This window comes from Neobacillus oceani (assembly GCF_046237595.1).
Lineage (GTDB): Bacteria > Bacillota > Bacilli > Bacillales > Cytobacillaceae > Bacillus_D > Bacillus_D oceani.
The window spans coordinates 2,327,033-2,351,293 of the sequence record NZ_CP143543.1; the positions used below are offsets into that span (position 1 = coordinate 2,327,033).

Annotated in this window: 31 protein-coding genes; 22 read left to right on the forward strand and 9 right to left on the reverse strand. The window is 44.6% G+C overall.

Annotated features, from left to right (window positions below):
- Positions 1-68: 68 nt before the first annotated feature.
- Positions 69-476 carry a GNAT family N-acetyltransferase gene (locus V1499_RS11565; RefSeq protein ID WP_409270060.1) on the forward strand — a complete coding sequence of 136 codons (408 nt, stop codon included), beginning with the start codon at positions 69-71 and terminating at the stop codon, positions 474-476.
- 420 nt (positions 477-896) lie between these two features.
- Here the strand turns inward: V1499_RS11565 and V1499_RS11570 are convergent, their stop codons facing one another.
- Positions 897-1,910, reverse strand: a complete 1,014-nt coding sequence (locus tag V1499_RS11570; protein ID WP_409270062.1) for a S66 peptidase family protein — start codon at positions 1,908-1,910, stop codon at positions 897-899.
- 529 nt (positions 1,911-2,439) lie between these two features.
- Between V1499_RS11570 and V1499_RS11575 the strand changes: the two genes are divergently transcribed.
- The 13 genes from V1499_RS11575 to V1499_RS11635 all read left to right on the forward strand — a co-directional run bounded on the left by V1499_RS11575 (position 2,440) and on the right by V1499_RS11635 (position 11,293).
- A complete protein-coding gene (locus V1499_RS11575) occupies positions 2,440-3,072 on the forward strand; it encodes a pyridoxamine 5'-phosphate oxidase family protein (RefSeq protein WP_409270064.1) in 633 nt (210 codons plus the stop codon).
- 17 nt (positions 3,073-3,089) lie between these two features.
- Positions 3,090-3,362 carry a hypothetical protein gene (locus tag V1499_RS11580; RefSeq protein ID WP_409270066.1) on the forward strand — a complete coding sequence of 91 codons (273 nt, stop codon included), beginning with the start codon at positions 3,090-3,092 and terminating at the stop codon, positions 3,360-3,362.
- A 10-nt stretch (positions 3,363-3,372) separates the two neighbouring features.
- Entirely contained in the window at positions 3,373-3,633 is a 261-nt protein-coding gene (locus V1499_RS11585; RefSeq protein WP_409270068.1) for a hypothetical protein, read from the forward strand.
- Between the two features lie 29 nt (positions 3,634-3,662).
- Positions 3,663-4,265, forward strand: coding sequence for a histidine phosphatase family protein (locus V1499_RS11590; protein WP_409270070.1), 603 nt, complete (start codon positions 3,663-3,665; stop codon positions 4,263-4,265).
- Between the two features lie 56 nt (positions 4,266-4,321).
- On the forward strand, positions 4,322-4,630 hold the full coding sequence (locus V1499_RS11595) for a hypothetical protein (RefSeq protein WP_409270072.1): 309 nt from the start codon (positions 4,322-4,324) through the stop codon (positions 4,628-4,630).
- A 70-nt stretch (positions 4,631-4,700) separates the two neighbouring features.
- On the forward strand, positions 4,701-5,357 hold the full coding sequence (locus V1499_RS11600; protein WP_409270074.1) for a TetR/AcrR family transcriptional regulator: 657 nt from the start codon (positions 4,701-4,703) through the stop codon (positions 5,355-5,357).
- Positions 5,358-5,383: 26 nt separating this feature from the next.
- Positions 5,384-6,454 carry an alpha/beta fold hydrolase gene (locus tag V1499_RS11605; RefSeq protein WP_409270076.1) on the forward strand — a complete coding sequence of 357 codons (1,071 nt, stop codon included), beginning with the start codon at positions 5,384-5,386 and terminating at the stop codon, positions 6,452-6,454.
- 173 nt (positions 6,455-6,627) lie between these two features.
- Positions 6,628-7,212 (forward strand): lysophospholipid acyltransferase family protein, encoded by a 585-nt coding sequence (locus tag V1499_RS11610; protein WP_409270078.1) that lies wholly within the window; start codon positions 6,628-6,630, stop codon positions 7,210-7,212.
- A gap of 71 nt (positions 7,213-7,283) precedes the next feature.
- Positions 7,284-7,442 carry a hypothetical protein gene (locus tag V1499_RS11615; protein ID WP_409270080.1) on the forward strand — a complete coding sequence of 53 codons (159 nt, stop codon included), beginning with the start codon at positions 7,284-7,286 and terminating at the stop codon, positions 7,440-7,442.
- Positions 7,443-7,550: 108 nt separating this feature from the next.
- The gene (locus tag V1499_RS11620; protein WP_409270082.1) at positions 7,551-8,018 is read left to right on the forward strand and encodes a DinB family protein; all 468 of its coding nucleotides are present in this window, start codon (positions 7,551-7,553) and stop codon (positions 8,016-8,018) included.
- A 63-nt stretch (positions 8,019-8,081) separates the two neighbouring features.
- Positions 8,082-8,606: a YbaK/EbsC family protein gene (locus V1499_RS11625; protein ID WP_409270084.1), complete on the forward strand. Its 525-nt coding sequence runs from the start codon at positions 8,082-8,084 to the stop codon at positions 8,604-8,606.
- 218 nt (positions 8,607-8,824) lie between these two features.
- A complete protein-coding gene (locus tag V1499_RS11630; protein WP_409270086.1) occupies positions 8,825-9,124 on the forward strand; it encodes a hypothetical protein in 300 nt (99 codons plus the stop codon).
- A 390-nt stretch (positions 9,125-9,514) separates the two neighbouring features.
- Positions 9,515-11,293, forward strand: coding sequence for a glycoside hydrolase family 3 protein (locus V1499_RS11635; RefSeq protein WP_409270088.1), 1,779 nt, complete (start codon positions 9,515-9,517; stop codon positions 11,291-11,293).
- A 114-nt stretch (positions 11,294-11,407) separates the two neighbouring features.
- Here V1499_RS11635 and V1499_RS11640 read toward each other — a convergent pair whose 3' ends face one another.
- Entirely contained in the window at positions 11,408-11,788 is a 381-nt protein-coding gene (locus V1499_RS11640) for a hypothetical protein (RefSeq protein ID WP_409270089.1), read from the reverse strand.
- 109 nt (positions 11,789-11,897) lie between these two features.
- Between V1499_RS11640 and V1499_RS11645 the strand changes: the two genes are divergently transcribed.
- From V1499_RS11645 to V1499_RS11665, 5 genes are all read left to right on the forward strand, one after another.
- Positions 11,898-12,656 (forward strand): NAD-dependent protein deacylase, encoded by a 759-nt coding sequence (locus V1499_RS11645; protein WP_409270090.1) that lies wholly within the window; start codon positions 11,898-11,900, stop codon positions 12,654-12,656.
- Positions 12,657-12,984: 328 nt separating this feature from the next.
- Positions 12,985-14,022, forward strand: coding sequence for a fatty acid desaturase (locus V1499_RS11650; RefSeq protein ID WP_409270091.1), 1,038 nt, complete (start codon positions 12,985-12,987; stop codon positions 14,020-14,022).
- 131 nt (positions 14,023-14,153) lie between these two features.
- Positions 14,154-15,290 carry a sensor histidine kinase gene (locus tag V1499_RS11655; RefSeq protein WP_409270092.1) on the forward strand — a complete coding sequence of 379 codons (1,137 nt, stop codon included), beginning with the start codon at positions 14,154-14,156 and terminating at the stop codon, positions 15,288-15,290.
- Complete coding sequence (locus tag V1499_RS11660) at positions 15,287-15,886, forward strand: response regulator (protein WP_409270093.1); 600 nt, start codon at positions 15,287-15,289, stop codon at positions 15,884-15,886. Before V1499_RS11655 ends, V1499_RS11660 begins: the two co-directional genes overlap by 4 nt.
- A gap of 114 nt (positions 15,887-16,000) precedes the next feature.
- The gene (locus tag V1499_RS11665; RefSeq protein ID WP_409270094.1) at positions 16,001-16,930 is read left to right on the forward strand and encodes a hypothetical protein; all 930 of its coding nucleotides are present in this window, start codon (positions 16,001-16,003) and stop codon (positions 16,928-16,930) included.
- A gap of 33 nt (positions 16,931-16,963) precedes the next feature.
- Here the strand turns inward: V1499_RS11665 and V1499_RS11670 are convergent, their stop codons facing one another.
- The 5 genes from V1499_RS11670 to V1499_RS11690 all read right to left on the reverse strand — a co-directional run bounded on the left by V1499_RS11670 (position 16,964) and on the right by V1499_RS11690 (position 20,472).
- Positions 16,964-17,275, reverse strand: a complete 312-nt coding sequence (locus V1499_RS11670; protein WP_409270095.1) for a hypothetical protein — start codon at positions 17,273-17,275, stop codon at positions 16,964-16,966.
- Between the two features lie 263 nt (positions 17,276-17,538).
- Complete coding sequence (locus V1499_RS11675) at positions 17,539-18,225, reverse strand: Na-translocating system protein MpsC family protein (protein ID WP_409270096.1); 687 nt, start codon at positions 18,223-18,225, stop codon at positions 17,539-17,541.
- A 198-nt stretch (positions 18,226-18,423) separates the two neighbouring features.
- Positions 18,424-19,254, reverse strand: coding sequence for a prephenate dehydratase (pheA, locus tag V1499_RS11680; RefSeq protein ID WP_409270097.1), 831 nt, complete (start codon positions 19,252-19,254; stop codon positions 18,424-18,426).
- A gap of 129 nt (positions 19,255-19,383) precedes the next feature.
- A complete protein-coding gene (locus V1499_RS11685; RefSeq protein ID WP_409270098.1) occupies positions 19,384-19,605 on the reverse strand; it encodes a hypothetical protein in 222 nt (73 codons plus the stop codon).
- A gap of 3 nt (positions 19,606-19,608) precedes the next feature.
- Positions 19,609-20,472, reverse strand: a complete 864-nt coding sequence (locus V1499_RS11690) for a deoxyribonuclease IV (RefSeq protein WP_409270099.1) — start codon at positions 20,470-20,472, stop codon at positions 19,609-19,611.
- Between the two features lie 517 nt (positions 20,473-20,989).
- Here V1499_RS11690 and V1499_RS11695 point away from each other — a divergent pair.
- On the forward strand, positions 20,990-21,280 hold the full coding sequence (locus tag V1499_RS11695; protein WP_409270100.1) for a hypothetical protein: 291 nt from the start codon (positions 20,990-20,992) through the stop codon (positions 21,278-21,280).
- Between the two features lie 125 nt (positions 21,281-21,405).
- Here the strand turns inward: V1499_RS11695 and V1499_RS11700 are convergent, their stop codons facing one another.
- Positions 21,406-21,867 (reverse strand): GNAT family N-acetyltransferase, encoded by a 462-nt coding sequence (locus V1499_RS11700; protein WP_409270101.1) that lies wholly within the window; start codon positions 21,865-21,867, stop codon positions 21,406-21,408.
- Positions 21,868-22,044: 177 nt separating this feature from the next.
- Here V1499_RS11700 and V1499_RS11705 point away from each other — a divergent pair, with 177 nt between their 5' ends.
- Positions 22,045-22,446 (forward strand): hypothetical protein, encoded by a 402-nt coding sequence (locus V1499_RS11705; RefSeq protein WP_409270102.1) that lies wholly within the window; start codon positions 22,045-22,047, stop codon positions 22,444-22,446.
- Between the two features lie 168 nt (positions 22,447-22,614).
- Here the strand turns inward: V1499_RS11705 and V1499_RS11710 are convergent, their stop codons facing one another.
- Positions 22,615-23,442, reverse strand: coding sequence for an undecaprenyl-diphosphate phosphatase (locus V1499_RS11710; protein WP_409270103.1), 828 nt, complete (start codon positions 23,440-23,442; stop codon positions 22,615-22,617).
- A gap of 206 nt (positions 23,443-23,648) precedes the next feature.
- Between V1499_RS11710 and V1499_RS11715 the strand changes: the two genes are divergently transcribed.
- Positions 23,649-24,260: a hypothetical protein gene (locus V1499_RS11715; RefSeq protein ID WP_409270104.1), complete on the forward strand. Its 612-nt coding sequence runs from the start codon at positions 23,649-23,651 to the stop codon at positions 24,258-24,260.
- Position 24,261 lies beyond the last annotated feature (1 nt).

The window sequence follows — 24,261 nt, forward strand, 5'->3', positions numbered from 1 at the left end:
AGTACTGGTCACCTCCGTTTCCTGAATGCGTTCAAAATCAAATTTTTAAAAAAAGAAAAGGGGCCTTTATGGAAAATAGAATCCTTTATACAAGCGAAGCTCCGGTTGATTTCGGTCAATTGGTGGAGCTTTACGAAGCGCTTGATTGGAATTCACTGAACCTTACTGCCGAAGAGATGGAGAAGATGTGCGGGCAGAGCTGGTTCGCGGTGTATGCATTCGATGGCGAAAGGCTGATCGGCATGGGGCGGGTGATTTCAGATGGGGTCATTAACGGCGTCATTTGCGGAGTTTGCGTGCATCCGGATTACCAATCCAAAGGAATCGGGAGCGAAATCGTGAAAAGGCTCGCGTATCATTGTGAGCAAAACCGTGTCATTCCCCAACTCATGTGTGTTGAAAGCCTGGAACCGTATTATGAGAAGCTTGGTTTTCATAGATTTACGATTGGGATGAAGAGGGATATTATTAGGTAAAAGTTGCTTGTATGGCAGTTAGCGATAAACTACATGCAAGAATTTTATTTCGATTGGCTAGATATCTCAAAACCTTAAGGTGGCTTGCTTAATAAATGAATATTAGAAGGATTCTTTATTATTTATTTTGGATTTCCATATTAATCTCTATTGTCTTGGGGTATGATTTTGTATTATTTATTCCTGGACTTTGGTACTTGTTAATTGGACTTTTTATTAAGAAGAATAATTCCAAGATTTTAAAATTATTGTTGGCTGATTTCCTGATAGGAGAGGAATACAATAGTAAAAAAGCTTTTGTTTCAGGTTCATTTTTACTATTGTTAGGGTGCATTTCTTATGTATTATATTAAAAATTCATGCATTGGCGAAAAACATGATGACCGGTTTCATCATGTTTTTCGCGCTGTATGAAAGGATTCATTTAAACGTTTGCTTAACGGTGCCTTTGCCGTCCTCATAAACAACCTCTGCATAAGCGCCGTTTATGAGCGTAAGCTGCGGAGGCATATGGCCGCAGTCAATATCGTAGACGACCGGCACGCCGAGTTCTTGATGCAAATCCTGATAGACATCTTCTATCGTATAATTATCAACCGGTTCGTTCGCGGGGCTGCGCCCGAACAAAATGCCCGAACAGCCTTCAAACCAGCCTGCGAGCTTCATTTGCATAAGCGATCTCCGCAAATCGGTGGTTTTCATATTGCAATTTTCAAAATACCAGATGATTGGCTCACCAGGGATATGGCTTTCGCGGAAACTGCGAATATTTCCGAAAGGCGTGCCAACCAGGTGCCTGATAATATCGATGCAGCCGCCGAGAAGCCTGCCGTTCATTTTGATTTTGCCATATGAAACGGACTTCCAGACGGTAGGTTCAGTCAGGTGGAAGACGCATGGAGCCGGATCACCATGCTGCCATTCGAGTTGGAATTTTTCCGAAGAAGTCTGTTCGACGGTTTCGCCAGGCTTGGTCGAAAGGACGATTTCCCACATGGCGGTAACAGGATCGGAGTACTCCCCACGCAGGTCGACAAGGTTGGTGCCGTGCGCCGTCGCGATTCCAGTTTTCAAGGTAATAGCCAAGAGCAATGCGCTCGTGTCGGAGTAGCCGAGAACCCACTTGTTTTTCAACGAATGGAAGTCAATGTGTTCAAGCATTTCAATCAGCAGCTCTCCGCCCCATGGCGGGATGATGGCTCCGATTTCGTCATTTTCTATCATGGCTGTGAATTCTTCGGCGCGCTTAGTGGCTGGTGCGGAACGGGTTTTGTCATCCGTCCAAACCGTTTCACCTACCACGAGCTTATAACCTTTCGCCTCGAGTCTCTTTACCGCCTGTTTCACGATATCGTGTAATTCCTCCGGGACACCTGACGATGGCGCCGTGACTCCGATTGTCGTGTCTTTTTGTAAAAAAGGATATGTAATCATCTGCAATAACCCCATTTCGCTCTATCTTTTCTACTATATTTCTATTAAAAAGGCTAATTTCCTTTTTATAAAATGAGATATGGTGATTAACCACTTTTATATTTTCAAAAGCTTTCCATACTTGAAGGATTCACACTTATCAAAACCGTTTCGCGAGGAGATAGCATTCAAATCGGTCTTGAGAGAGGCCGTAAAGACCGTTTCGTAAGGAGATGGCATTTAAAACGGTCTTCTAGAGGCCATCAAGACCGTTTCGTAAGGAGATGGCATTCAAAAGGTCTGCATAGAGGCCGTCAAGACCGTTTCGTGGGGAGATGGCATTCAAAATGGTCTTGAGAAGGGGCAAGACCGTGATTTTTACAAGATTTATCCGTGCTAGTGCCATCCACCTAAATTAATATAGATATAACTTTCATTTAAAAGTCTTTCTATTTCATAAAGTCTATTTTTCGTTTATTCTGATAGTAAGGGAACCTACATATGGATGAGTAGTCATTTTTTTACAAAAGGGAGAAAAGAGGTTTTCATTATGTTTAAAGACATTCTCACAACAGAGGAACAGTTCATGGAATTGCGTGCACTAGCGGGGAAACCGAGCGTACGCGCACTAAACAAAGTGATTGACCATTTGGATGACCATTGCAGAGAATTCATCGCGAAGTCACCATTTTTGACACTCGCCACATCAGGGCCTGGGGGACGATGCGACGTTTCGCCACGTGGGGATGCGCCTGGATTCGTGCTTGTATTGGATGATCATCATTTATTCATTCCAGAGCGGCCTGGCAATAAGAGGATGGATTCTGTGCAAAATATCCTTCACAATCCAAACGTTGGCCTGTTGTTTATGATACCCGGGCTCGGCGAAACGCTCAGGATTAACGGGAAAGCGTATGTGTGCCGAGACCAGGAACTTATAGAAAGGACAGCAGCTTATGGGAAAACGCCGTTATTCGGGATAGGTGTAGAAGTTGAAGAGTGCTTCGCCCACTGTGCGAAAGCGTTCTTGCGCTCCGGGCTTTGGAAGCCGGACACCTGGCTTTCGGAAGATTCCCAGCCATCCATGCCAAAAATGCTCGCCGACCATTGCAAAATGCCTGATATGACTGCGGAGGATGTTGAAAAAGCACTGCAGGAAGGCTACGCTACAAGGCTATATTAAGCTTGGGAGGTGGAGTGATGGGACGGAATATTATTTGGGTAATGATTTTTAGCATCTTAGGTGTACTATTTTTCGAAAAAGGAATGAGCCTGCTTGGCGCCATTCATTTAGTGGACGGTGAGGGAATTGGTCTTTCATTTTTAGGGATTGAGGTAAATGATCGTATTCCTGCCGGACACATTATCTATTATTCGATTGCATTTATTTTGTTTGGAGTAACCCTGTTTTGTACTGCGTTTGTTATGGTTTTCAAATACATAAAAAAAGTGGCTTTCAAAGACAATTTTTAAAGGAGGAAACATGGATAAATATCTTTGGAAGTCATCTGGGTATGTGGTTCTATTTGTTGTATTGTTTTACTTTTTACTGAATGGGATGGTTTCCGGTACGATTGGCAGGCTCAATATTCTATTAATGTTATTTTTCCCGCTTATGGGTATTTTTTCGGCCAGGAAAAGTACAAGCAGGATTGGAAAATCCCTGCTCATTATCCTGCACATTATTGCAATTTGTACCATCGGCTTTTTGTTGTTCCTCGGTTTAGGGATGGGAGAAAAATAAAAATAGAAGATTAGTAGGGGGAAATTGTTTTGGAATTGATTATCATACGCCATGGAGAATCAGAAGCTGATCTATTAGGAGTCCATGAAGGAAGGGCCGATTTTCCATTGACTGAACATGGCCGGGAGCAGGCCGAGAAAATGGCGGCTTATATCGCAGCGAAATGGAAGCCGGATATCATTCTGGCAAGTACGCTGAAACGCGCATGGGAAACAGCCCAATTTTTACAGAAAGAAACTGGATGCGAATTGATCGCGGAACCAAACCTTATGGAGTATAACAATGGGGTGCTCGCTGGACTTCCAAGGGAGGTAGCCGCAACGAGATATCCACTTCCTCCGGGAGGTCGTCCGTCATATATACCGATTGAAGGTGGTGAATCGGAGCTTGAGTTCCGGTTCCGGGTGGAGTACGTTTTGCAAAAAATTCACTATGAACAGCCTGCGGACGGACGGATTGCCATCGTTTCGCATGGCGGGACGATCTCGAAACTTATCAATGCGTTTCTTGGGCTTCCTGTCACCAACGAAACGATTTTTCCAACAGTGGACACGGGATTCCACGTGCTTGAAATAAAGAAAGACAGGAAAATGATTCGTATACTCAACAGCCAGATCCATCTTGCAAATTAAAAAATTTCATATGTAAGGCCATCCAGCACTTAATCGTTGGATGGTTTTTTGTTGTTTTGGTTATTTTATCGATGGTGATTGCGGAAGAGGTTAGTGACAGCGATTGGGCAATATCCGGAAAAGGTGTCATTCAAATCCTGTTGAGTGACAAAGATTTGTCCAAAATCCAAAAAGGTGTCATTCAAATTCTGTTGAATGATAAAGATTTGGCTAAAAGCCCAAAAAGTGTCACTCAAATCGTGTTGAGCGACAAAGATTTGCCCAAAGGCCAAAAAGGTGTCGCACAAATCAGGTTTTGTGGCAACCACACCCTAAATGAGTCCCACTACAAGTTGATTTTAGCAAAAAATAACAATCCGTATTGACGGCTAACAACTGTTATCCTATAATCAAGCTAACGATTGTTATCTTACTAGCATACAAGGAGTAAAAACGATGAAAAACGACCAAGAGATTGAGCAATTCCTTGATAAGGATTTAAAACCGATCATGAATGCAACGAAAAATAAGATTTTGCATGTAGCAATTGACCTTTTTTCACAGAGGGGCTATCGGGGGGTTTCAATTCGCCAAATTACCGGCGAGGTGGGGATTAAGGAAAGTTCGTTGTATAAACACTTTCAAAATAAAGATGAAATCCTTGATACGATATTCGCGAATTTTGTAGTGGAGGTCGGAAAAATCCTTCCTCCCGAAGATCGGATTGAACAGATTGCAGGGTTGATGGATCCGCGAGGTTTCCTTGATCGCGGACTGCAAAATTTTATGAACCACATCAACAACCTCACAATGCGAAAAATCTGGCGGATCATTTACAATGAGCTGTTTTCCGATCCACGGGCAAGGGCGATATATTTTGAGACCATTATCAACCAGACGATTGATCGGGTTGGAGCGATTTTCCAAAAGATGATCGAACTCGGAAAGCTGCCAAGCGAGGAGGATGGGAAAATGCTTTCGGCGGAATACCATTATCCGGTTTTCGCGCTTATCATGGAATACAATGTGCTGAAATTCGAGGGGAAATCAACAGAAGAAATTGAAAAGAGGCTGCACGACCATATCGAGTTTTTCATTAAAGCAGTATCTTAATCACGATTTTTAGGGGGAAAATGGGGATGGCTGGAATTTTCACTAAAAAAGCAGATTTTGAAATTACATCAAAAGGGATCAGTTCGGTGGAAAAAATAAAAATAGGGGGATTGGAGCAATCGATTTTGATTCAGGGCCAGGATAAAGAAAACCCGGTCCTGCTCGTAATCCATGGCGGGCCGTCGCTGCCGCTGCCAGGGGTATCATCAAGGGGAAGGGACTACACAATCGTTACAAATACGAAAGAGTTGGTCCGGCACTATACCGTCGTGTTCTGGGATCAGAGGGGAACAGGAAAATCCTACTACCCTGACATTCCGCAGGAAACAATGAACCTCTCACGGTTTGTGGAGGACGCTAATGAAGTGACGGATTATTTGAGGAGCCGGTTCGGCGTCGAAAAAATCTTTCTGGCCGGCCATTCATGGGGATCGACGGTCGCTCTTACCCTTGCTTCCACATTCCCGGAGAAGTTCTATTCTTATGTTGGCTTGTCCCAAATTGTCAGCTGGACGGAAAATGACAGGCTGGCACTTAATTGGCTAAAAGGGGAAGCCAAACGCCGCGGAAACAAGAAAGCCCTTAAAGAGCTCCAATCTGTCGGTGAACCGCCGTTTCTGGAAAGCTTTGAGCAATGGGCGGTCATCCGCCAGTGGCAGCAAAGATTCAACACACTCATATATACTGACGAAAAAATTAAGCATCCGGGCCTTATCCGAATCACTTTCTCCATGTTCCAATCACCGGATTATACTCTGAAGGATATTTACAATACGTTCGCCAAAGGGTTTAAGCTCGTCTACCACCTGGCGTTCATTAAGGAACTTGCCACAACTAACTTTATGGAAACCGCGAAGGAACTGCCGATACCGGTCACCTTTATACACGGCCGAAAGGATTTCCATGTGAATGGTGAGCTTGTCGAAAAATATATCGGCATGTTACATGCTGAAAAAGGGAAGCAGCTCATTTGGGCAGAGAAATCCGCGCATGTTTTCCACCCAGACGATACGAAAATCATAGAGCAGTATTTAATTGCTGAAAAAAAACATGCCGCCAAGGCAGATACTTCAGAAAGAATTTACAGCATCCGTTAAACGTTTTCGGGCGCAATCCACCTGCCCAGCAGGAAAATCCTTCTTGCAAACTGCATCCTTTGTGATTAAATGATTAATAGAAGGAAAATTTTCATAAAAAAGGAATTCTTTCATGGCTTGCCCGTATTTCTATCAGGCAACCAAAAAGGGCCTTTTCAGGTGGGGGATGCATCATGTATACGTTCGTTGGCTATTTGGCTAAAGGGATCCTGGCTTTTTTTACAAGACCAAAGGTTGTTAATCGAGGGGTTCTCCCTAAGGAAGGTGGCTTTGTCCTGGCCTGTACCCATACCGGGTGGGTTGATGTACTCGTCCTCGGGACAGCTGTCCTGCCAAGGCAAATTCACTATATGGCAAAAAAACAATTGTTCGCTAGACGGTTTGGCGGCTGGTTTTTAAAAAAGCTGAACGCATTTCCGGTCGACAGGGATGCCCCTGGGCCAAGCGTGCTGAAAATTCCACATCGCCTGTTGTCAAAAGGCGAAATTGTCGGCATTTTTCCAAGCGGGACACGAGTGAAGGAACAGGCAGAGTTGAAGCAAGGTGCCATCACCATTGCCATGCGCTCAAAAGTACCAATCATCCCGGCTGCTTACAGCGGGCCTAATACATTCAAGGAATTGTTTTCATTCAAAGGTTCTTCGATCATTTTCGGCGAACCCATCGAAATTCCGTCAGCAGCCAGGGAAGATAGGGAACATTACACCCAGTTGCTTGAGGAAAAATTGCAGAGCCTTCAGCAACGCATTTCCTCTTAATGGCTTGATTTGCATAGCACCCGTGCTTTTGGAAAACATAACAATGATTTTTCCAAAAGGAGGATGACCAGATGGCCAGGAATGACAACGAAAAGAAGATCGGAACGGATAAAATGAGCGGAGGACCCGCGGGCAACGAATTCACAAGCGACAACGCGTTCAGCGACCGAGGCCTCGCCAATGAAGAACGCCTGAACAAGGCGATGACAAAAGGAAAAAATCCAAAGTGATGTTTGCACGAAAGGCCGGGATTCGGCCTTTTTTACATAGACCAATTTCCACCAATTTAAATAGAACAAAAGAATACAAATATCGGCTTCTAATAAGGGAGAGAACCAATGAATTTTTGCGAAAACGTATTGAATCAAATAAGATTTGTACTGGATACCATTACTGCAATCACCGATCAGCTTGAGGAAGAAGACCTGATATTTCGCCCCACGCAAAACAAGCACTCTGTCGGGGAACTGCTCGAGCACTTGGCGATGATTTGCCATGCGGATTTGCGGATTGCGGAAGGCTTGTCTAAAGAGGAAATGGAAAAGTTTTACTCGGAGCACACGTACAAATCAATTTCGGAAATTAAAGCTGCGATTGCGGAAAACTACGGAATTTTAAAAAAAGCGTATTTGGGATTGTCAGAAAAGGAACTAAATGAACGGATTACATCTTATTGGGGCGTGTCGTATTCCAGGTTCGAATGGCTGCTTGAAATCCTTGCGCACCTTAGCCATCACCGCGGCCAGCTGCATGCCATCCTCGTCCATTGCCTTCATAAAGATCCGGGAATCCCACTGTTCGAGTAAAACGCAGATTGGTTTACATCCAGCAACCCTTGGCTTAAGATAGCTTAAAAAGGAGGTTGCGCTATGTCGCTTGAAAGTGTTAAAGAACATTTGAAGCAATGGAACAGGGAACAGGATGTCATGGAGTTTGATACGTCGAGCGCGACCGTGGAACTTGCGGCCGAAACAATCGGCGTTATTCCAGCACGGATTGCGAAGACTTTGTCGTTCAGAGCTGAAGGCGATAAGGCAATTTTGATTGTTGCCGCGGGGGATGCGAAAGTCGACAACAAAAAGTTCAGGCAAACCTTTGGCTTCAAAGCGAGGATGCTGAATCCTGATGAGGTACTCGAACAGACAGGCCATGCAATTGGCGGTGTTTGCCCGTTTGGGTTGAAAAACGATCTCGACGTTTATTTGGATGAGTCGTTAAAACGGTTTACTACTGTTTTTCCGGCATGCGGGAGCGCCAACTCGGCAATCGAAGTAACCCTCGAAGAATTGTATACATATTCTTCCGCACAAGGCTGGGCCGATGTGTGCAAGGGCTGGGAAGAGCCGCAGGAAAACAGAGAAATGGCCGCAGCCCAGGTGGCTGAAGGACGATAAAAATGAAACATGCAGTCGCGCAGGTGGCTGCATGTTTTTTTAATGGAAAATGACAAAGGGGTATCTCAAAATATTCAGAATCATGTTAATATTTAGTTAACAAGTCCTGGTTCAACGTCCAGTCCAGTTTACTTCTCTAAGGGTTTATATATATTAAAAAAAATCGAAAGACCACAATTCCGTTCTTGGTTAAGATTAAAGTGAATTGGAGGGGTTGTATGAAAACAAGGAAAAGATGGGTAATTGGAATTGTAATTATGGTTGTTTTGATCTTCCTAGCGTTAACAAATCCTAATGAAAAAGATTATTATGATTTTACCGTGAACGAGTATGGAAAACCACCACATGATAGCTTGTATTTTTCTAAAATAGAGAGAATAAATTTTATTATCTTCTCAACATTTACTCCCTATTTTTTATATGAAAATGGAGTAACCCATATTGGTATTATGGGGAACTTCATACAGGTTTCAGATGGACAATTTGATTATCCAAGATGGCTTAAATTGTTCAAATAAAGGTGGCTTCAAGGGAAAAAGTAAAGACTAGAATTTACTCTTTAAATGTATGGGTTTACCCAAGCGTTTATTTTTTTGTACTTAATCAAACACTTGAATTCAAAAAGGCAATGAAGACTTATTTTCGTCAACCCTGCATGCTCTCACGGGTTTGATCCCGAAAAAAGCTATTTTAGGCCCACGATGATTCCAGAAGCCTAGGCAGAAAGGAATAGTTTTCAGAATTAACTGCGAATTATTAGGCCAATAGCTGCATAGACATCAAAAAGATTCCCTGTTAGGGTAAAATTGGCGGCAGTTGTAAGCCCTTACATACAATCAATTGAAAATGCCCAAGCGGCTGCCGGCTGAAATTCGTTCCATATACCTTAAAGGAGGAGGAGGATTTTTTTGAAGATTAACCGATATTTGATTATGGCAATGGTGTTGTCGCTTGTCTTGCTTGGCCTGCCGTTTTACACCCATGCGAGCTGGCAGGATCCTGTTAAGCCGGGATGGAAGGAAGGCGAAGCCAAAAAGGGCTGGATTCAGAGTAAGCTGCAGCACATGACGCTCGAAGAAAAGGTCGGCCAGCTTTTCATTGTCCATGTTTATGGAAAAACAGCCGAGGACCCAGCTTACGAACAAACGAATTTAACGAACAACCGGGGCGGCAAAAACTTTAAAGAAGTAATCGAGAAATACAAAATCGGTGGAGTCATCTATTTTAACTGGAGCCAAAACATTACGACTCCAGCCGATCCGCCGCAGGTAAATGCCCTTTCTAATGAACTTCAGAAAATAGCGATGTCCCAGCGGATGTCGATTCCGCTCTATATTTCGACAGACCAGGAAGGCGGCATTGTCCAGAGGCTTACATCTCCTGGGACAGTCTTCCCTGGAAATATGGCGCTGGGAGCAACAAGATCGACTGAATACGCCGCGAAAACAGCTGATATTTTAGCAAAAGAGCTGAAGGCAATCGGCGTCAACATGGATTTCGCGCCAGTTGCCGATGTGAATATGAACCCGGCGAACCCGGTTATCGGGGTAAGGTCATTCGGTGAAGATCCGAAGCTTGTTTCCGATTTGACAGTTGCCCAAGTAAAAGCTTTCCAAGATCAAAACGTAATCGCGACAGCGAAGCATTTCCCTGGCCATGGCGATACGGCGGTTGATTCGCATTACGGACTGCCGATTATCAACCATGACCTTGAAACACTTCATAAAGTTGATTTGGCGCCGTTCAAAGCGGCAATTGAGGCGGGCGTCGATTCAATCATGACGGCTCACATCGTTGTGCCGGCTCTGGATGAGTCAGGTCTGCCGGCCACGTTGTCGAAACCGATCCTCACCGATTTGCTCCGGAAGGAACTTGGATTCGACGGCCTGATTATCACGGACAGCCTTGATATGTCCGGTGCGCAAGTCGTCCCGGCTGACCGAATCGCGGTAGAAGCGTTCAAAGCGGGAGCGGATATCCTTTTAAATCCGCCAAATGTTGATGTTGCTTACAATGCGGTTCTGAGCGCTGTGAAAAACGGCGAAATCAGCAAAAAGCGACTTGATGAATCCGTATTCCGAATCCTTGAATACAAAATGAAGCGCGGACTTTTCAGCAATCCGTATACCGATGCTTCCGCGGTAAAAGCGGTTGGCGCTCCGGAACACCTTGCCGCTGCTGATGAAATCGCCAATAAGAGCATCACGCTTGTAAAAAATGCTGATGGATTGCTACCGCTCAAGAAAACAGAATCTGTTCTTATTGCGGGCCCGTCAACCGGAAAGCCTGCAATGCTCGCCGATCTTTTGAAAGCGAAGGGCTTCAATGCAAGTGCGTATTCGGCAGCAGCCACTCCAACAGCGGCACAAATTGCAGCTGCGGTGGACAGGGCGAAACAGGTTGATAAAGTCATTGTCACCACCTACAATGGGGCCACCAACGCTGGACAGCAACAACTTGTCAAAGCGCTGCAGGATTCAGGTAAAAAAGTGATTGTCGCTGCAATCCGCAATCCATATGACCTGATGGCGTTCCCGACTGTTAGCGCCTACCTCACAACATATGGCGACCGCGATGTGTCCATCCAGGCATTGTCAAGGGTTCTGGCAGGGGAAGTTAATCCTGCTGGCAAACTTCCTGTAAGCATACCTGGACTTTATGGTTATGGAACTGGGTTGACCTATTAAGGGTAGAAAAAAGGGGATAAAAAGAAGCAGGCTGCGCGCCTGCTTTTTGTTATGACTTAGGGAATTATAAGGTTTTTGCTTATCGCGAAGGCTTACTCATTTTGCCCTTTTTCATCAATCCATAAAAATTGTCGAAGCTGCATCGATGCGCTGCATGATACCGGTTTCAAGTTCAAATGTAAAGAGAATATATACTTTATCCGTAGAATAAGAACGGAATTCATATTGGCTTGTCGAGTTCACCTCTCCCTCGCCGAAAATCGAAAGGACATCCGGGATGGTAACTTGCTTTTCGGGACGCATCCTAATAACGAGGATCACATCTTCGTATCTTTCAACTACGAACTTGCCATAATCGTAATTGTTATTTTCAATCTTTAATGGTTCCGAGAATTCAGGCCATGAAAGAAGCTCGTTAAAATCTCCTCCAATCGGAATACCGAACAGTTCATTTGTTTGTAGAGCGTCCTTAATTTCGTAAAGTATTTTCTCCAAAATCATTCCTCCAAAAAATTGTTTAGGACTTAATTCTAGGTTGTATTTGTTTATCCTTCCGAGAAATGCGTATTATTCTAAATAGATATTAATTTAGGGGGTGAGCCTTATGAAGTTTGCAAAAGCGGCCGAAATAATCGCGAAGTCGAATAGCATGGTCGTCCTAACCGGAGCGGGGATTAGCACGGAGTCGGGCATCAAGGATTTCCGGTCCCGGACAGGCATTTACAAAATGGCGCCGGAATACATCCTATCGCTCGATTATTTCTTTAAGAATCCAAAAGAGTTTTACCAATTTGCCTTGGAAAATTTATATCACCCGGATGCTCAGCCGAATGTTGGCCATGAAATTTTAGCCAAGTGGGAGAAGGACGGCTGGGTCGGGCAGGTCATCACGCAGAACATTGACGGCCTTCACCAGAAAGCCGGCAGCAGGGAGGTCATCGAATTTCACGGCTCGATGAATACAGCGAGCTGCCTGAACTGCGGAGAAACGTACACCGCGGAGGAAATGCTGCACCGCTACCGTGAAATGGACGAATTTTATGTATGTGGCGAGTGTGAAACGCGGAAAGAACGCGATCGGTTTATTAAGCCGGATGTGGTTCTATTTGGTGATGCGGGTGAATGGTTCACGCCGGAAGGCTTTTCCACTATTCTTGGGCGGATTGGCGCGGCGGATTGCGTTTTGGTGCTCGGAACCAGCTTGAAAGTGGTCCCGTTTTCATCGTTTCCGCAGCATCGTGGACCAGATGTGCCGCTTATCATCATAAATAAGGATGAAACACCGTACGACCATGCCCATAATACGGTTGTTATCCATGATTCGATAGGGAAAACCCTCTTGGAGATCGAAAAATTGCTGTGATTTTTTATGGTGAGTAAAAATATCAGGTGCTTTTTTAACATTATCCGGGTTTTCAACCGACTTATCCGGGTTTCTAGCCCACTTATCCGGGTTTTCGGCCGACTTATCCGGGTTTTCAATCCACATATCCGGATCTGTCACTTTTCCGCCACATTTCAAGCCAACTCAAGCGAGTTTAGCACTAAATATTAGCACCAAATCATAAAAATAACTCCCAAACATGACATTTGTCATGTGACACACATGACAGCTGCTACTGCACAGCCTTTTTCGTTTCCTATATAATCATGATACTAAGATTGATAACGAAAGGGGCTTATATAACAAAATGACTGTACAAAACCAACAAAAAGCTCTCAAGAAACAGGTTGCTCCTTATGAAAAATCCGACACTAAAAAAAGCGTAATCCAAATTTTGAACACAATCATCCCGTTTGTGGGCTTATGGCTCCTTGCTTACAAAGCAATGCCGATTAGCTATTTGTTAACTCTTGCACTAGGGATCATGGCCTCAGGCTTTATGGTGCGGACGTTCATCATTTTCCATGACTGCTGCCACCATTCTTTTTTCAAAAACAGGAAAGCGAATAAGTTCGTCGGCACCATTACTGGCGTATTGACATTTTTCCCTTACAGCCAGTGGGGGCGCGACCATAACATCCATCACGCGACAAGCGGAAACCTTGATAAGCGCGGGACAGGCGACATTTGGGTCATGACCGTCGAAGAATATGCCAAAGCGGCTCCAATGCAGAAATTGGGGTACAGGCTATACCGCAACCCACTCGTCATGTTCGGCCTCGGCCCGATTTGGCTCGTAATCATAAAAAACAGATTCAACCGCCGCGATGCGCGCATGCCTGAAAAAATGAACACATGGCTCACGAACGTACTGATTGTCGCCATCATCGCGATTTTAGTATGGGCAATCGGCTGGAAGGCTTTCCTCATGGTTCAGCTCCCAATCATGTTCGTCGCGGGCGTACTAGGCATCTGGCTATTCTACATCCAGCACACATTTGAAGATTCGTATTTCGAACACGATGAGGAGTGGGAATATGTCCTGGCCGCTGTGGAGGGCAGCTCTTTTTACAAGCTTCCGAAACTCCTGCAATGGGTGACAGGGAACATCGGCTACCACCATGTCCATCACCTTGCGCCAAGGGTTCCGAACTACAATCTTGAGGAAGTCCATAATAACACACAGCCGCTGCAGCATGTTCCGACAGTAACCTTGTCGACAAGCCTGGAATCACTGAAGTACCGCCTTTGGGATGAGGAAAAGAAACGCTTCGTCGGCTACTCGGCAGCAAAATCTTTTTCAAAAAAGCCCGCTTCCATTAAAATGAATCCGGAAACCGAATAAATCCGACAAGTGAAATTCTCAACTTTCCGCTCCCCTCACTGAAGGGGAGTGTTTTTGTATAGCTGGGGTGGAGGAACCGAAGTAATATGGTAAAATACCGGTAAGAGAATTCACTAAAACGAGGTTCGCATATGTTTAAAAAATATTGGGCTCTGCTAGGGAGCACGGGGATATCACCCTACATTTGGACAATCCTCGGAATCCTTCCGTTTTATTTTATATACCTTACTTCCTCGACTGTGAAAATTATGGCGGGGATCATCCTTACACTTTCATTCTTCGCGATTTACAGGCTCGCTTTTATCTCGAAGGGCTGGACGGTTTATATTTGGACGCTCCTCCTGATCGGGATATCAATCGCGCTCACAAGCCTGTTCAGCTACGTGTATTTCGCGTTTTTCATCGCGTATTTCATTGGCAATATACGCAACAAGATTCCGTTCTACGTCCTGTACTCCATCAACCTTGCAGGGATGGTCATCGCGATCAATTTAAAAATTATCCTGCATGATGAATTTTTGCTGAGGCAATTGCCGCTCGTTGTCATAGTTGTCCTCAGCCTAATCCTCCTGCCATTCAGCCTACGCCATCGGAACGAGCGCGGGTTGCTTGAGGAAAAGCTCGAGGATGCGAACAAGCGGATTTCTGAGTTGATCAAAATCGAGGAGCGCCAGCGGATTGCCCGCGACCTCCACGATACTCTTGGCCAAAAGCTGTCCTTGATCGGCTTGAAAAGCGACCTCGCCCGAAGGCTGATTTCCAAGGATCCCGCCCGCGCAGCCGATGAATTGAAGGATGTCCAGCAAACAGCAAGGACAGCCTTGAACGAAGTACGAAAAATGGTTGCCCAAATGCGGGGAATCCGGCTCAGTGAAGAAATCGTCCGTGTCCAGGAAATGCTCAAAGCCGCGCAAATCAAGTTTGCCGGAAGCCAGGAATGGTCGCTTCCTAACGTACCGCTCCTCGTCGAAAACATCTTGAGCATGTGCCTGAAAGAAGCCGTAACGAATATCGTCCGTCACAGTGGCGCAACCCGGTGCGAAATAACATTAACCCACACGAATAAAGAAATTTTGCTTTCAGTAAAAGATAACGGTAAAGGAAATGTCAGCAAAGAGCATTTTTCAAAAGGAAGCGGACTGTCCGGCATGAGGGAACGGCTTGACTTTGTCAACGGATCCCTTGATATTGAATCGAACGGAGGAACGGAATTACTGATACGCGTACCGACCATCGTCAAACATTTAGAAAAGGAGGGCTTGAGATGATTCGGATTGTCATTGCGGAAGACCAACGAATGCTCCTCGGCGCATTCGGGTCACTGATAAACCTTGAAGAAGACATGGAGGTTGTCGGGATGGCAGCGAACGGGGAAGAGGCCGTCGCGCTCGTCCGCTCGCTCCAGCCAGATGTTTGCATCATGGATATCGAAATGCCAGGCAAAAGTGGCCTTGAAGCAGCCGAAGAACTAAAAGACTCGGACTGCAAAATCATGATTCTCACAACGTTTGCCCGCCCCGGTTATTTCAAGCGCGCCCTGAAAGCCGGAGTCACCGCCTATTTGCTGAAAGACGGCCCAAGCGAAGAACTCGCCGGCTCAATCCGGAACGTCATGGCCGGAAAACGAATCTACGCCCCGGAACTGATGGATGATTTGTACAGCGAGGACAACCCTTTGACAGAAAGAGAAATGGACGTCCTCGGCCTCATCGCCGACGGCAAAAACACAAAGGAAATCGCCAGTGAACTCACACTGTCCACCGGAACCGTCCGGAACTATATCTCCACCATCCTCGACAAACTCCAAGTTAAAAACCGAATCGAAGCCATCACCCACTCCAAAGAAAAGGGATGGTTTAAGTAGAAAGCGGCGGGCCCTACCCGGCGCTTTTTCTATTCGGCTTAAATCCGCGGTGCTAAAGCAACACCCCATCCCCATATGAATAGCCTAAAGAAGTACTTTTTAGGAGGTCCAGGGATGTTCTTTTTTTGGAAAAATGCCTTCGGCGCCCACAAACGGATGGGAGGCCAATACAAAAAGCAGCCGATTGCACACCGTTCAGCGGAAATCGCAACCCCAACCGAGCGGCAGCTCCCGAACGAAGCCTTTTTCCGCCCATCCTGTTCGGTTGTTTTGAACAACCGCTACACAGATTTCAGCTTTTTCACCCCATTCAACGAAAAGTCGCATAAAGAAATCGTCATCCCGCATTCATTATTGCGTTCCCCGCGTGATACCGTCCTGAATTATTTCAGCATTTTGCGCGACGCTGAAAACCTTGTAATGGGGAAGATGGGGGGATGCGGGACAGTCGGAATGGCGAAAATCCCATTTCCCGTTGCGTATAATATGCTCAGCAGACAATACCGCAAAAAACTCAGCTACTCAAACTACCTGAAATCCTTTGAAGGGATAGGCCGTACACACTTGCTCGTTTTAGAGGAAGTGCCAGCAGACAGCCCTGGAATGGATACGTTTTTCATCGAACTGGAAACGATCGAAGGGTCGGATAAGGGCGTCACTACCTTTGGCTATTATTACGGGTATGTGGATGTAGTGAAAGAGAAAGGCCTTTATACAATTGATTCGATTCGGCTTTTCGGAGAGGATTTTCTATGCGCCGCCTTTCATGGCTGGGATCATGATGCAGTGGCCGTCGTTGAAATAAAATTCGGAGAATGGTGCAAGCTTGTTGAGAAGCTCAAACCCGTTAAGCAGGAGGGGCACCGGAAAACAATCGAATTTGCCGGAACGGATGGAAATGAATACCGCTTCATCTTTTTCCAGCTTACAAACCATACGGATATCCTCGCCGCCCAGTATAGGAAGAAACCGGGCGGGGGGTGGGAAGCGATCCGCATCGTTCCTGAAAAATGCCTTCAGGAGGGCGGAGGGAGCGAGCTTTGACAGTTGAATGCCGTGCGGATATAACCGATTACCTTATTCGGAATTGGTTGGAATGTTGTCAGACAAAATAATGGCTTGATGCCTCGTATAAAAGTTCGAATACCGGTAAAACAGCTCCAGCTGCACCTGCTGGTTGTTATATTCAGCTAGATACGTAGTTTTCAGTGGGGAGCTTTGCTTTGTAAATTTAATGGAAGAGGCTTTGGCCAGGCCCTCCAAATAGCGTTCCAATTCATTTTTCTTTATTGTTGGCGATTTTCCTGGCGCTAGCTTGCTTTCCTGTTTTTCTTTTATTACTTTGTCTATTTTTTCTATAATCACATTTTCCCCGTAATCTTTTATCATTTTTTTGTAAGTCTCATCCCTTTCCAGTGCATGATGAATAAACAGTAAATGGAAAATAAAAAAAGCCAGAAAAGGAGAAGCAGCGGCTCCCCCTTTTCTGACTTATGTTTGGCTCGTGTCCATCCATTGCGATCAGAATGAATTCTATTTAACTGTTTAATTTGTTTGTATATTGGGCTGGCTAAGATTTTTGTCTTACCCTTCCACTATTGTAACATTGGGAATAGGGGCAATCAATACAATTTCCCGTTTTATTCATTCACTTATCCTTTTAAAATTAACAGGATATAGCTCAAATCCTTTTGGAAATTCCAGTCGACGAATACATCGTCAATCTGGGTGTGAAGGTAATTTTCAAAAGCCGCCTGGTGTTCACCAAGCAATTTCTTTTCAAGGCTTCGTTTCGCAAGCTTTAACGTTTCTTCAAAGCCGAGTAGGATTAACTCTTTCTCGATTTGGACAAGGATGCCTGTCCTCGCAATCAGAAGGACCCTCGGGCTCAGAAGCTCGGAATAGGTTTCCTCCGGCGGCTTCTGTGCTACCATGCTTATATCGATGATTTCCCTGTGCACCTTTTCCTTGTTCCTGTAAGATTCACGAAGCTCGGCGAATCCACTAGGGGAGAGCACAACTATGAATGCACCGGACTGTGATTCAAGGTTCCAGTCATAGTAAAATTCTTCAACTGTACGCCTAATACTTAATGAGAAAAAGCTTTTAATTTCCTCAATCAATGTTTCCATCAGAAGGTCGCGTGTTTTTTCAACGTACACGCTTTGTTTGCTGACCATTAGCGATTTTTCCATCGGAGACAGGAAATTTGTTATATGGACAGTGATGAATGGCTCGGAGTACGTGCAATGGACCGCTCCCGGGCCCCGGCCAAAATTATCCCGGAGGAGCTTTCCGATATAGCCGCTGACTTCTTTTTCAAGAGTAACGGTTTCCATAAATATCCTCTCCCAACAGTATTTACCCTACTTATCTTTCCATCTTTTGTCCTATTTAAACGTTTAGTTAGGGAGCTGCACTGTGTTAGCACGAAAAAAGGCCGCTGGAAGCGGACTTTTCACATGGGAGGAATTTACTGAGCACCATCGCAGATAAAATTCAAGTTAGGTTTACCAAAAAACAGAGACCTGCAATTTTTATAGCCGGCTCGTATCATAGCTGCCGAGCACCTGGACTTCATGGCCAAACGCGCGCAGGATCGTGAGCGCCTTTCCTGTTTTTGCTTCATCCATTCCGGTTTCAGCTTCAATGAAAAAGTGGTATGTACCAAGCCTTTTTTTCGTAGGTCGAGATTCAATCCACGTCAGGTTGATGGAAAGGGCGGAAAACACATTTAAAATGGACGATAAGACGCCCGACTGATCAAGTCCTGGGGCGATGAGAAGCATGACTTTATTCCGTTTATGGAAAGGCAGTACGTCCGGTCTCCGTTTTCCTACAACGAGGAAGCGGGTATGGTTTTCGCCATTGTCTTGGACAGAGTCATTGGCTATTTTAAGCCCGAACAGCCTGGCGGCGGCGCTGGAGGCAATTGCCCCGGCATCCGTCCTTCCCTGTTCCTTCAATGCTTTCGCTGCGGAAGAGGTGCTGTCAAATTCCTTCGTTTTCACACGGGATTCTTTTATAAAATCCTTACATTGGGCGAGCGCTGGTGAAATCGACCAAACCTCGCGTATCGTTTCCAATGAAGCTCCTTCATTGACAAGCAGTTTGAGCGAGACAGGGAAAATGACTTCCGATTCAATGAAAAGATTGTTCGCTAAAAGGCCATCCGCGGTTATATTAATCGTTCCTTCAATCGAATTTTCAATTGGCACGATGCCTTTATCAACCTTCCTGTCTCCGACCGCCTCGAGTACCTCGAGGATTGAGCCGCATAGCTGCCAATCGACATCCTTGTCGGTAAACGTCCGTAACGCAGCTTCTTCTGAAAAACTTCCATGAGGTCCTAAATACGCTACTTTCATTTCTATACACTCCTTTTTGCCATGTAATTAAGTATACACAATGGCGGCGGGAGGTCTAGCGTTTTTCGGATTTTTTCAAATTTATCGACAAAAAACCGGGATTCTTCCATAAATCCCGGTTTTCTATTGTTATTCTAAAATAACCCCATCTTGGTAACCTGCCATAAAGCTGCCAAGGGTTTCTTCAAGGGATTCATTGTTTTCCGGTATCTGGACAATCAGTTCGTTCCTTTGCCCTACGGCTGTAATCCCAACATTTTCGAACCTGTTAACGTTTAGTTGTACCTTAAGCGCTTCGGCGATTTTTTCCGCATCATAACCGTCCTGGATGATGTAACGTACGTTCTTCATTTGTCATTCTCCTTTCTTCCGTGTAGTTTTTGCCGGTCTTGAAAGCTCTAACCGCTTGAGGACCCTTATTTCTTCCTCGTGCGAAACGCCAAAATCGGATGGAGTTTCCAAAATGAATGGAATGTCTGAAAAGGCCGATATCATGTCCTCCATTTGTTCAGGAAGGATTTTGCCGCCTTTATAAATATTGGCGTGCCGGTCTTTCCTTGATCCATGGGGATGTATGGAATTGTTCAAATGGATGGCCTTCAGGTGTTCCGTGTAGCCGAGAGCATCGGCTTTTTCCTTGAATGCCTTCGTATTCGAGCCATCCCACATTCCGCTTGCGAAGGCATGGCAAGTGTCCAGGCAAAAACCAATTTTCGCCGGATACTTGGATAAATTCCTTACCTGTACAAGTTCTTCAATTGCCGTACCCAAAGCCGCCTGTTTACCCGCATTGTTTTCCAAAAGAAGCAGGCAGCCGCCATCCCATTTTTCAAGGATTGAATTAATCATGTCCAGCATGAGGTGATAGCTCGCAAGGGGATTTTCTTCGCTAATCCGGCTCCCGAAATGGACGACGATTCCCGTAGAACCGCACGCGTCCGCGATAGCGAGATCGTTCAGGATTGATACGATATTCAGCTCTTTTTTTGCAGGAGGAGGGGTGATACTCGTCGGATAGGGAGTATGCGCGATTGAAAAAAGCCCGTTCTCTTTGCAAAATCTCCTGCAGCTTTCAGCGTTAGCAAGGTCGAATTCCTTAACTGAAAGGCTCCGGGGATTTTTCGGGAAGTATTGGTACGCCTGGGCGCCAATTTGCTTTGCATGCTTAGCGGCGGATAAATACCCGCCCCGGATGCTCACATGGCAGCCGAATATCATTTCGGGCCACATCCTTTTTTAATTTAGCCTTCAGCAGAAAGGGGGTTTCTATTCGTAGCCGAGGCTGCGGAAAATTGTCTACGATTGCTGCGTCCAGATAACGTCGGACTTATCCAGCTTGTTTTTCGATAAAGCTATCAGAAGACTGGGTAACTTCTGACACGTTCGTATCAGATTTGCGAAAAGCTGTCAGAACCAGGAGTAACTTCTGACTCGTTTGCTTTAGATTTGCGAAAAGCTGTCAGAACTAGGGGTATCTTCTGACTCGATTGCCTCAATTTTCGAAAAGCTGTCAGAAGTAAGGGCATCTTCTGACTCGATTGCCCCAATTTTCCGAAAAGCTGTCCGAACTTGGGTAACTTCTGGCTCATACCCGCCGGATTATTAAAAAGCTGTCCGAACCTGGCTCAAAGGCTACACTCTGGTGGGGTTGGACCTTGAAATGGAAGCGAATAGCACCAGTCCGAGGAGGGAACACTACCGTGGGATTGACAGTCACTCGGAAAGGGGAATGAAGATGAAAGAACTATTACAGCAGGTAAAAAAAGAATTGGAAAAGGCGTATGACCACCCTGAAATGCATAACTTGGATGAGAGTATTACCAAGCTTCGGGCCGCTCTTGAACACCACGGCGATAAAGGGACAATGATCAATGATGCGATTACTGCGCTTTCCCAGGCCAGGAATGCCGCGGCAGAACTTGAGCACGCGGGAACGGTTTCATCCTCGGCGGCATTCGGGGAGGCGTTCAATGCCTTGGACCAGGCGATTGAATCGTATACCGATCCAAACAACGACCCTTTTTAAAAAGCGAAAAGCAACCAGATTAACGGGTTCGGTTTTGAAGTACAAAACTTTAATTAGCAATAAAAAAAGAGGTGCAATTCGCACCTCCCTTTGTTTATCATTTAACAAATGAATTAGCATTAGAATTAAATGTCTTTGTAGACAAACTCTCGATATTTCACAAATTCATTCTTCTTATAAAAGTTCTTTGCTATTTCGTTATTGAACCAATAGTCTAATTCAATCTTATTAATGCCGTTTTCTTTTGCAATATCCGTAATTTCGTTCATCAATTCAGAACCGTATCCTTTTTTTCTTTGGCTCTCTGCGATACTTATTTGATGCACATATACCGATTTATATGATTTTTTAAAGGCATTATCGGGATAATTTCGTAACTCAATCCAAGCATAACCGAAAGATTGGTCATCGTCCTCTAACAGAAGGAAATAGAATTCCTCTTTATCAATAATCTTTTGAAAGAAAGTCTTAATTTCCTCAAAATTATATTCTTTGAAATACTCCGGGAACAAATTTGCGTGTAAATCGTGAACATATTTATTCAATTTAGCCACTAATTCAAAATCGTTTGTTCGACTGATATTCATATTCGTTCCCCTTTGCAAGAAAATTCCTATTCTCATACTATCATAAAAGTGTATCTCCTAAATAAAAAACATCCTTTTTCAGGTCGCTTTGACATAAGTTGCTATTAAGCTTGAAATTCGAAATATAATTAGTAATAAAAATGGAGAAAAGAAGCGATTCAATCCTGGGAGCCTTTCATGGGTAAGTTCAAACACGTTTCCTATGCGGTTAACATCAGTATCCCGGAAGATGTGGCCAAACAATATAATTTGGAAGATACATATGATCAAATCTATCAAAACCACAAAACTGTAATGAGCGAATACATTTTTATTGCAGAAATCGAAAAATCATTTGTTAAGGAAAAAGAAAAAGGCAAGGTTGCCGATTTACTTGACCACATTATACAGAGGGGCCTGAAGGATTACTCAATTGAATGTCTGTACTACGAGGAAGGAAAACAGGACCCCGATGTTTTTAAAATGAAAGAAGAAATCCCATCGTACAGCTGGCGCACCTCAAAACAACAATTGCCGGAGAATATGGCAGAGAAAAATCTTGATCAATTTTTTATGGGGCATAAAGCTCCGGGCCAATGAATCAGGGAATTAAAAGGATCATATTGTGTGGTTGAATTGTCACAAGCACGGATGAAGAGCTTCACTGTGGCGGTACAGGATTTTTTTGTAGACGTTGAGGCTTCCGTCAAGTAATTCGATTCACATGCAGTAAAAAAGGACTCCTAAAATTTAGGAGTCCACATTTCGTTAAAAGTAAAGAAAATAAATCAATCCCGCAAGCAAAATCCTGTAAATCGCGAATGGTACAAGCTTAATCCGGTTGATTAGCTTCAGGAAAAAGCGGATCGATATAAGCGCAACGACAAATGCGGCGATAAATCCAGTGATAAAAAAGGGCAGGTCATCGAAACTGAAGTACTGCCAATTTTTCAAAAGGGAGATTCCGCTTGCTCCCGCCATAATGGGGACCGCCATGATGAACGTAAAATCCGATGCGGCGCGGTGGCTCATTCCAAGAAGGACGCCGCCCGCAATCGTCGAACCTGAACGGGAAAATCCCGGCCATAGACCGAGGCACTGAAATAACCCAATCCCGAGTGCCTGCTTGTAGCCAACTTGGTCGACCATTTCCGCTTTCGGCTTTTTTGGGCGCACATAATCGGCGATGATCATCAAGATTGCTCCAAGTACGAGGCCAATGACGACCGTTTTTACCGAAAAAAGATAAGTATCGATATAATCCTCGAACAATAACCCCGTGATTCCGGCGGGGAGGAGGCCAACGAAAATTTTCGGAAGGCTCAATGTTTCTCCGGCTGCCTCGGATCGTGTTTTTTTCGAAAGGCCGAGCAAGCTTAAAATCCGTTCCTTAAAGACAATGACGACGGCGAGTATCGATCCAAGTTGGATGACAACTTTAAACGTGTTTGCTACCTGCGGTGAAAAAAGTTCTTTTGAGTGAAGCAGCAAGTCATCGACGAGAATCATATGGCCTGTAGAGGAAACAGGCGCAAATTCAGTTAAACCTTCAACAATTCCAAGTATGAGTGCAACAATTAATTCCCAAAGATTCATTTTTCAAACTCCAATTCTAGCTGTATTATTTGCCTAAGAGTAAATGATAAAGGAATTTGGGAAATCAGACAAGGGAAAAGGGGAGAGGGAAATGATTTGAGTTTACATAATATAAATATAGTAAACATATTACCGTTCCCCAATTTGACGTAAATTATGATAAAGTAAACAGTATGAAGGGTTTGGAAATTCCAGGAGGTATTTTGATGGTTTTTTGGTATTTGGGCTTATTCATTCTTGCTTTTACTTTGGGGATGCTGGATCTTCCCCCGTTCGTAACCTTTTTGGCTATTACTTTGTACATTATCGTAAGTATTCCATATATCATGCCGCTTCTCTGGAGCAAGGATACGAAAAGAATGTTCCTTTACTTACAAAAATCGCGTAATCCATATTATCGATTTTTGTATTATCTTTTAAACGGTGAAGTGGATTCAGCCGGGCAAATAGCCAATAAAATGAGGGCGGGCTACATAAAGGATATGGCACTTGCCATGCTGTTCCTGAAGGAGAAGCAATTTGGGGAAGCTAGGGACCTCCTTTTAAAAATGAAAGAGGGTACGTTTAAACATTATTACCTCGCAGTGATTTCTCTTGAAGAAGGAGATGTAACGGGCTACAACAACCATCGTAGCAAGGTTGCGGACAAAGATTACCGGACATGGCTTGAGGTCGAGGAACACGCCATAATGGGAAACTATTCGGAAGCTTTATCACTTTTGGAAGCGCATATTTCAAAATTAAGAGGTATAAAACTGTTGTCTGCAACATATTACAGGGATGAATTGTTAAAGCGAAAAAAGGTTGAGGAGGGGTAAG

What these genes read in the sequence shown, in the direction of transcription:
- V1499_RS11650 (WP_409270091.1), top strand. Translation starts at nt 12,985, where the DNA reads ATGACTGTACAAAACCAACAAAAAGCTCTCAAGAAACAGGTTGCTCCT.
- pheA (WP_409270097.1), bottom strand. Translation starts at nt 19,254, where the DNA reads ATGAAAGTAGCGTATTTAGGACCTCATGGAAGTTTTTCAGAAGAAGCT.
- V1499_RS11610 (WP_409270078.1), top strand. Translation starts at nt 6,628, where the DNA reads ATGTATACGTTCGTTGGCTATTTGGCTAAAGGGATCCTGGCTTTTTTT.
- V1499_RS11605 (WP_409270076.1), top strand. Translation starts at nt 5,384, where the DNA reads ATGGCTGGAATTTTCACTAAAAAAGCAGATTTTGAAATTACATCAAAA.
- V1499_RS11580 (WP_409270066.1), top strand. Translation starts at nt 3,090, where the DNA reads ATGGGACGGAATATTATTTGGGTAATGATTTTTAGCATCTTAGGTGTA.
- V1499_RS11575 (WP_409270064.1), top strand. Translation starts at nt 2,440, where the DNA reads ATGTTTAAAGACATTCTCACAACAGAGGAACAGTTCATGGAATTGCGT.
- V1499_RS11700 (WP_409270101.1), bottom strand. Translation starts at nt 21,867, where the DNA reads ATGAATATCAGTCGAACAAACGATTTTGAATTAGTGGCTAAATTGAAT.
- V1499_RS11655 (WP_409270092.1), top strand. Translation starts at nt 14,154, where the DNA reads ATGTTTAAAAAATATTGGGCTCTGCTAGGGAGCACGGGGATATCACCC.
- V1499_RS11565 (WP_409270060.1), top strand. Translation starts at nt 69, where the DNA reads ATGGAAAATAGAATCCTTTATACAAGCGAAGCTCCGGTTGATTTCGGT.
- V1499_RS11705 (WP_409270102.1), top strand. Translation starts at nt 22,045, where the DNA reads ATGGGTAAGTTCAAACACGTTTCCTATGCGGTTAACATCAGTATCCCG.
- V1499_RS11615 (WP_409270080.1), top strand. Translation starts at nt 7,284, where the DNA reads ATGGCCAGGAATGACAACGAAAAGAAGATCGGAACGGATAAAATGAGC.
- V1499_RS11675 (WP_409270096.1), bottom strand. Translation starts at nt 18,225, where the DNA reads ATGGAAACCGTTACTCTTGAAAAAGAAGTCAGCGGCTATATCGGAAAG.
- V1499_RS11600 (WP_409270074.1), top strand. Translation starts at nt 4,701, where the DNA reads ATGAAAAACGACCAAGAGATTGAGCAATTCCTTGATAAGGATTTAAAA.
- V1499_RS11715 (WP_409270104.1), top strand. Translation starts at nt 23,649, where the DNA reads ATGGTTTTTTGGTATTTGGGCTTATTCATTCTTGCTTTTACTTTGGGG.
- V1499_RS11625 (WP_409270084.1), top strand. Translation starts at nt 8,082, where the DNA reads ATGTCGCTTGAAAGTGTTAAAGAACATTTGAAGCAATGGAACAGGGAA.
- V1499_RS11710 (WP_409270103.1), bottom strand. Translation starts at nt 23,442, where the DNA reads ATGAATCTTTGGGAATTAATTGTTGCACTCATACTTGGAATTGTTGAA.
- V1499_RS11630 (WP_409270086.1), top strand. Translation starts at nt 8,825, where the DNA reads ATGAAAACAAGGAAAAGATGGGTAATTGGAATTGTAATTATGGTTGTT.
- V1499_RS11695 (WP_409270100.1), top strand. Translation starts at nt 20,990, where the DNA reads ATGAAAGAACTATTACAGCAGGTAAAAAAAGAATTGGAAAAGGCGTAT.
- V1499_RS11685 (WP_409270098.1), bottom strand. Translation starts at nt 19,605, where the DNA reads ATGAAGAACGTACGTTACATCATCCAGGACGGTTATGATGCGGAAAAA.
- V1499_RS11585 (WP_409270068.1), top strand. Translation starts at nt 3,373, where the DNA reads ATGGATAAATATCTTTGGAAGTCATCTGGGTATGTGGTTCTATTTGTT.
- V1499_RS11645 (WP_409270090.1), top strand. Translation starts at nt 11,898, where the DNA reads ATGAAGTTTGCAAAAGCGGCCGAAATAATCGCGAAGTCGAATAGCATG.
- V1499_RS11690 (WP_409270099.1), bottom strand. Translation starts at nt 20,472, where the DNA reads ATGATATTCGGCTGCCATGTGAGCATCCGGGGCGGGTATTTATCCGCC.
- V1499_RS11570 (WP_409270062.1), bottom strand. Translation starts at nt 1,910, where the DNA reads ATGATTACATATCCTTTTTTACAAAAAGACACGACAATCGGAGTCACG.
- V1499_RS11670 (WP_409270095.1), bottom strand. Translation starts at nt 17,275, where the DNA reads ATGATAAAAGATTACGGGGAAAATGTGATTATAGAAAAAATAGACAAA.
- V1499_RS11660 (WP_409270093.1), top strand. Translation starts at nt 15,287, where the DNA reads ATGATTCGGATTGTCATTGCGGAAGACCAACGAATGCTCCTCGGCGCA.
- V1499_RS11665 (WP_409270094.1), top strand. Translation starts at nt 16,001, where the DNA reads ATGTTCTTTTTTTGGAAAAATGCCTTCGGCGCCCACAAACGGATGGGA.
- V1499_RS11620 (WP_409270082.1), top strand. Translation starts at nt 7,551, where the DNA reads ATGAATTTTTGCGAAAACGTATTGAATCAAATAAGATTTGTACTGGAT.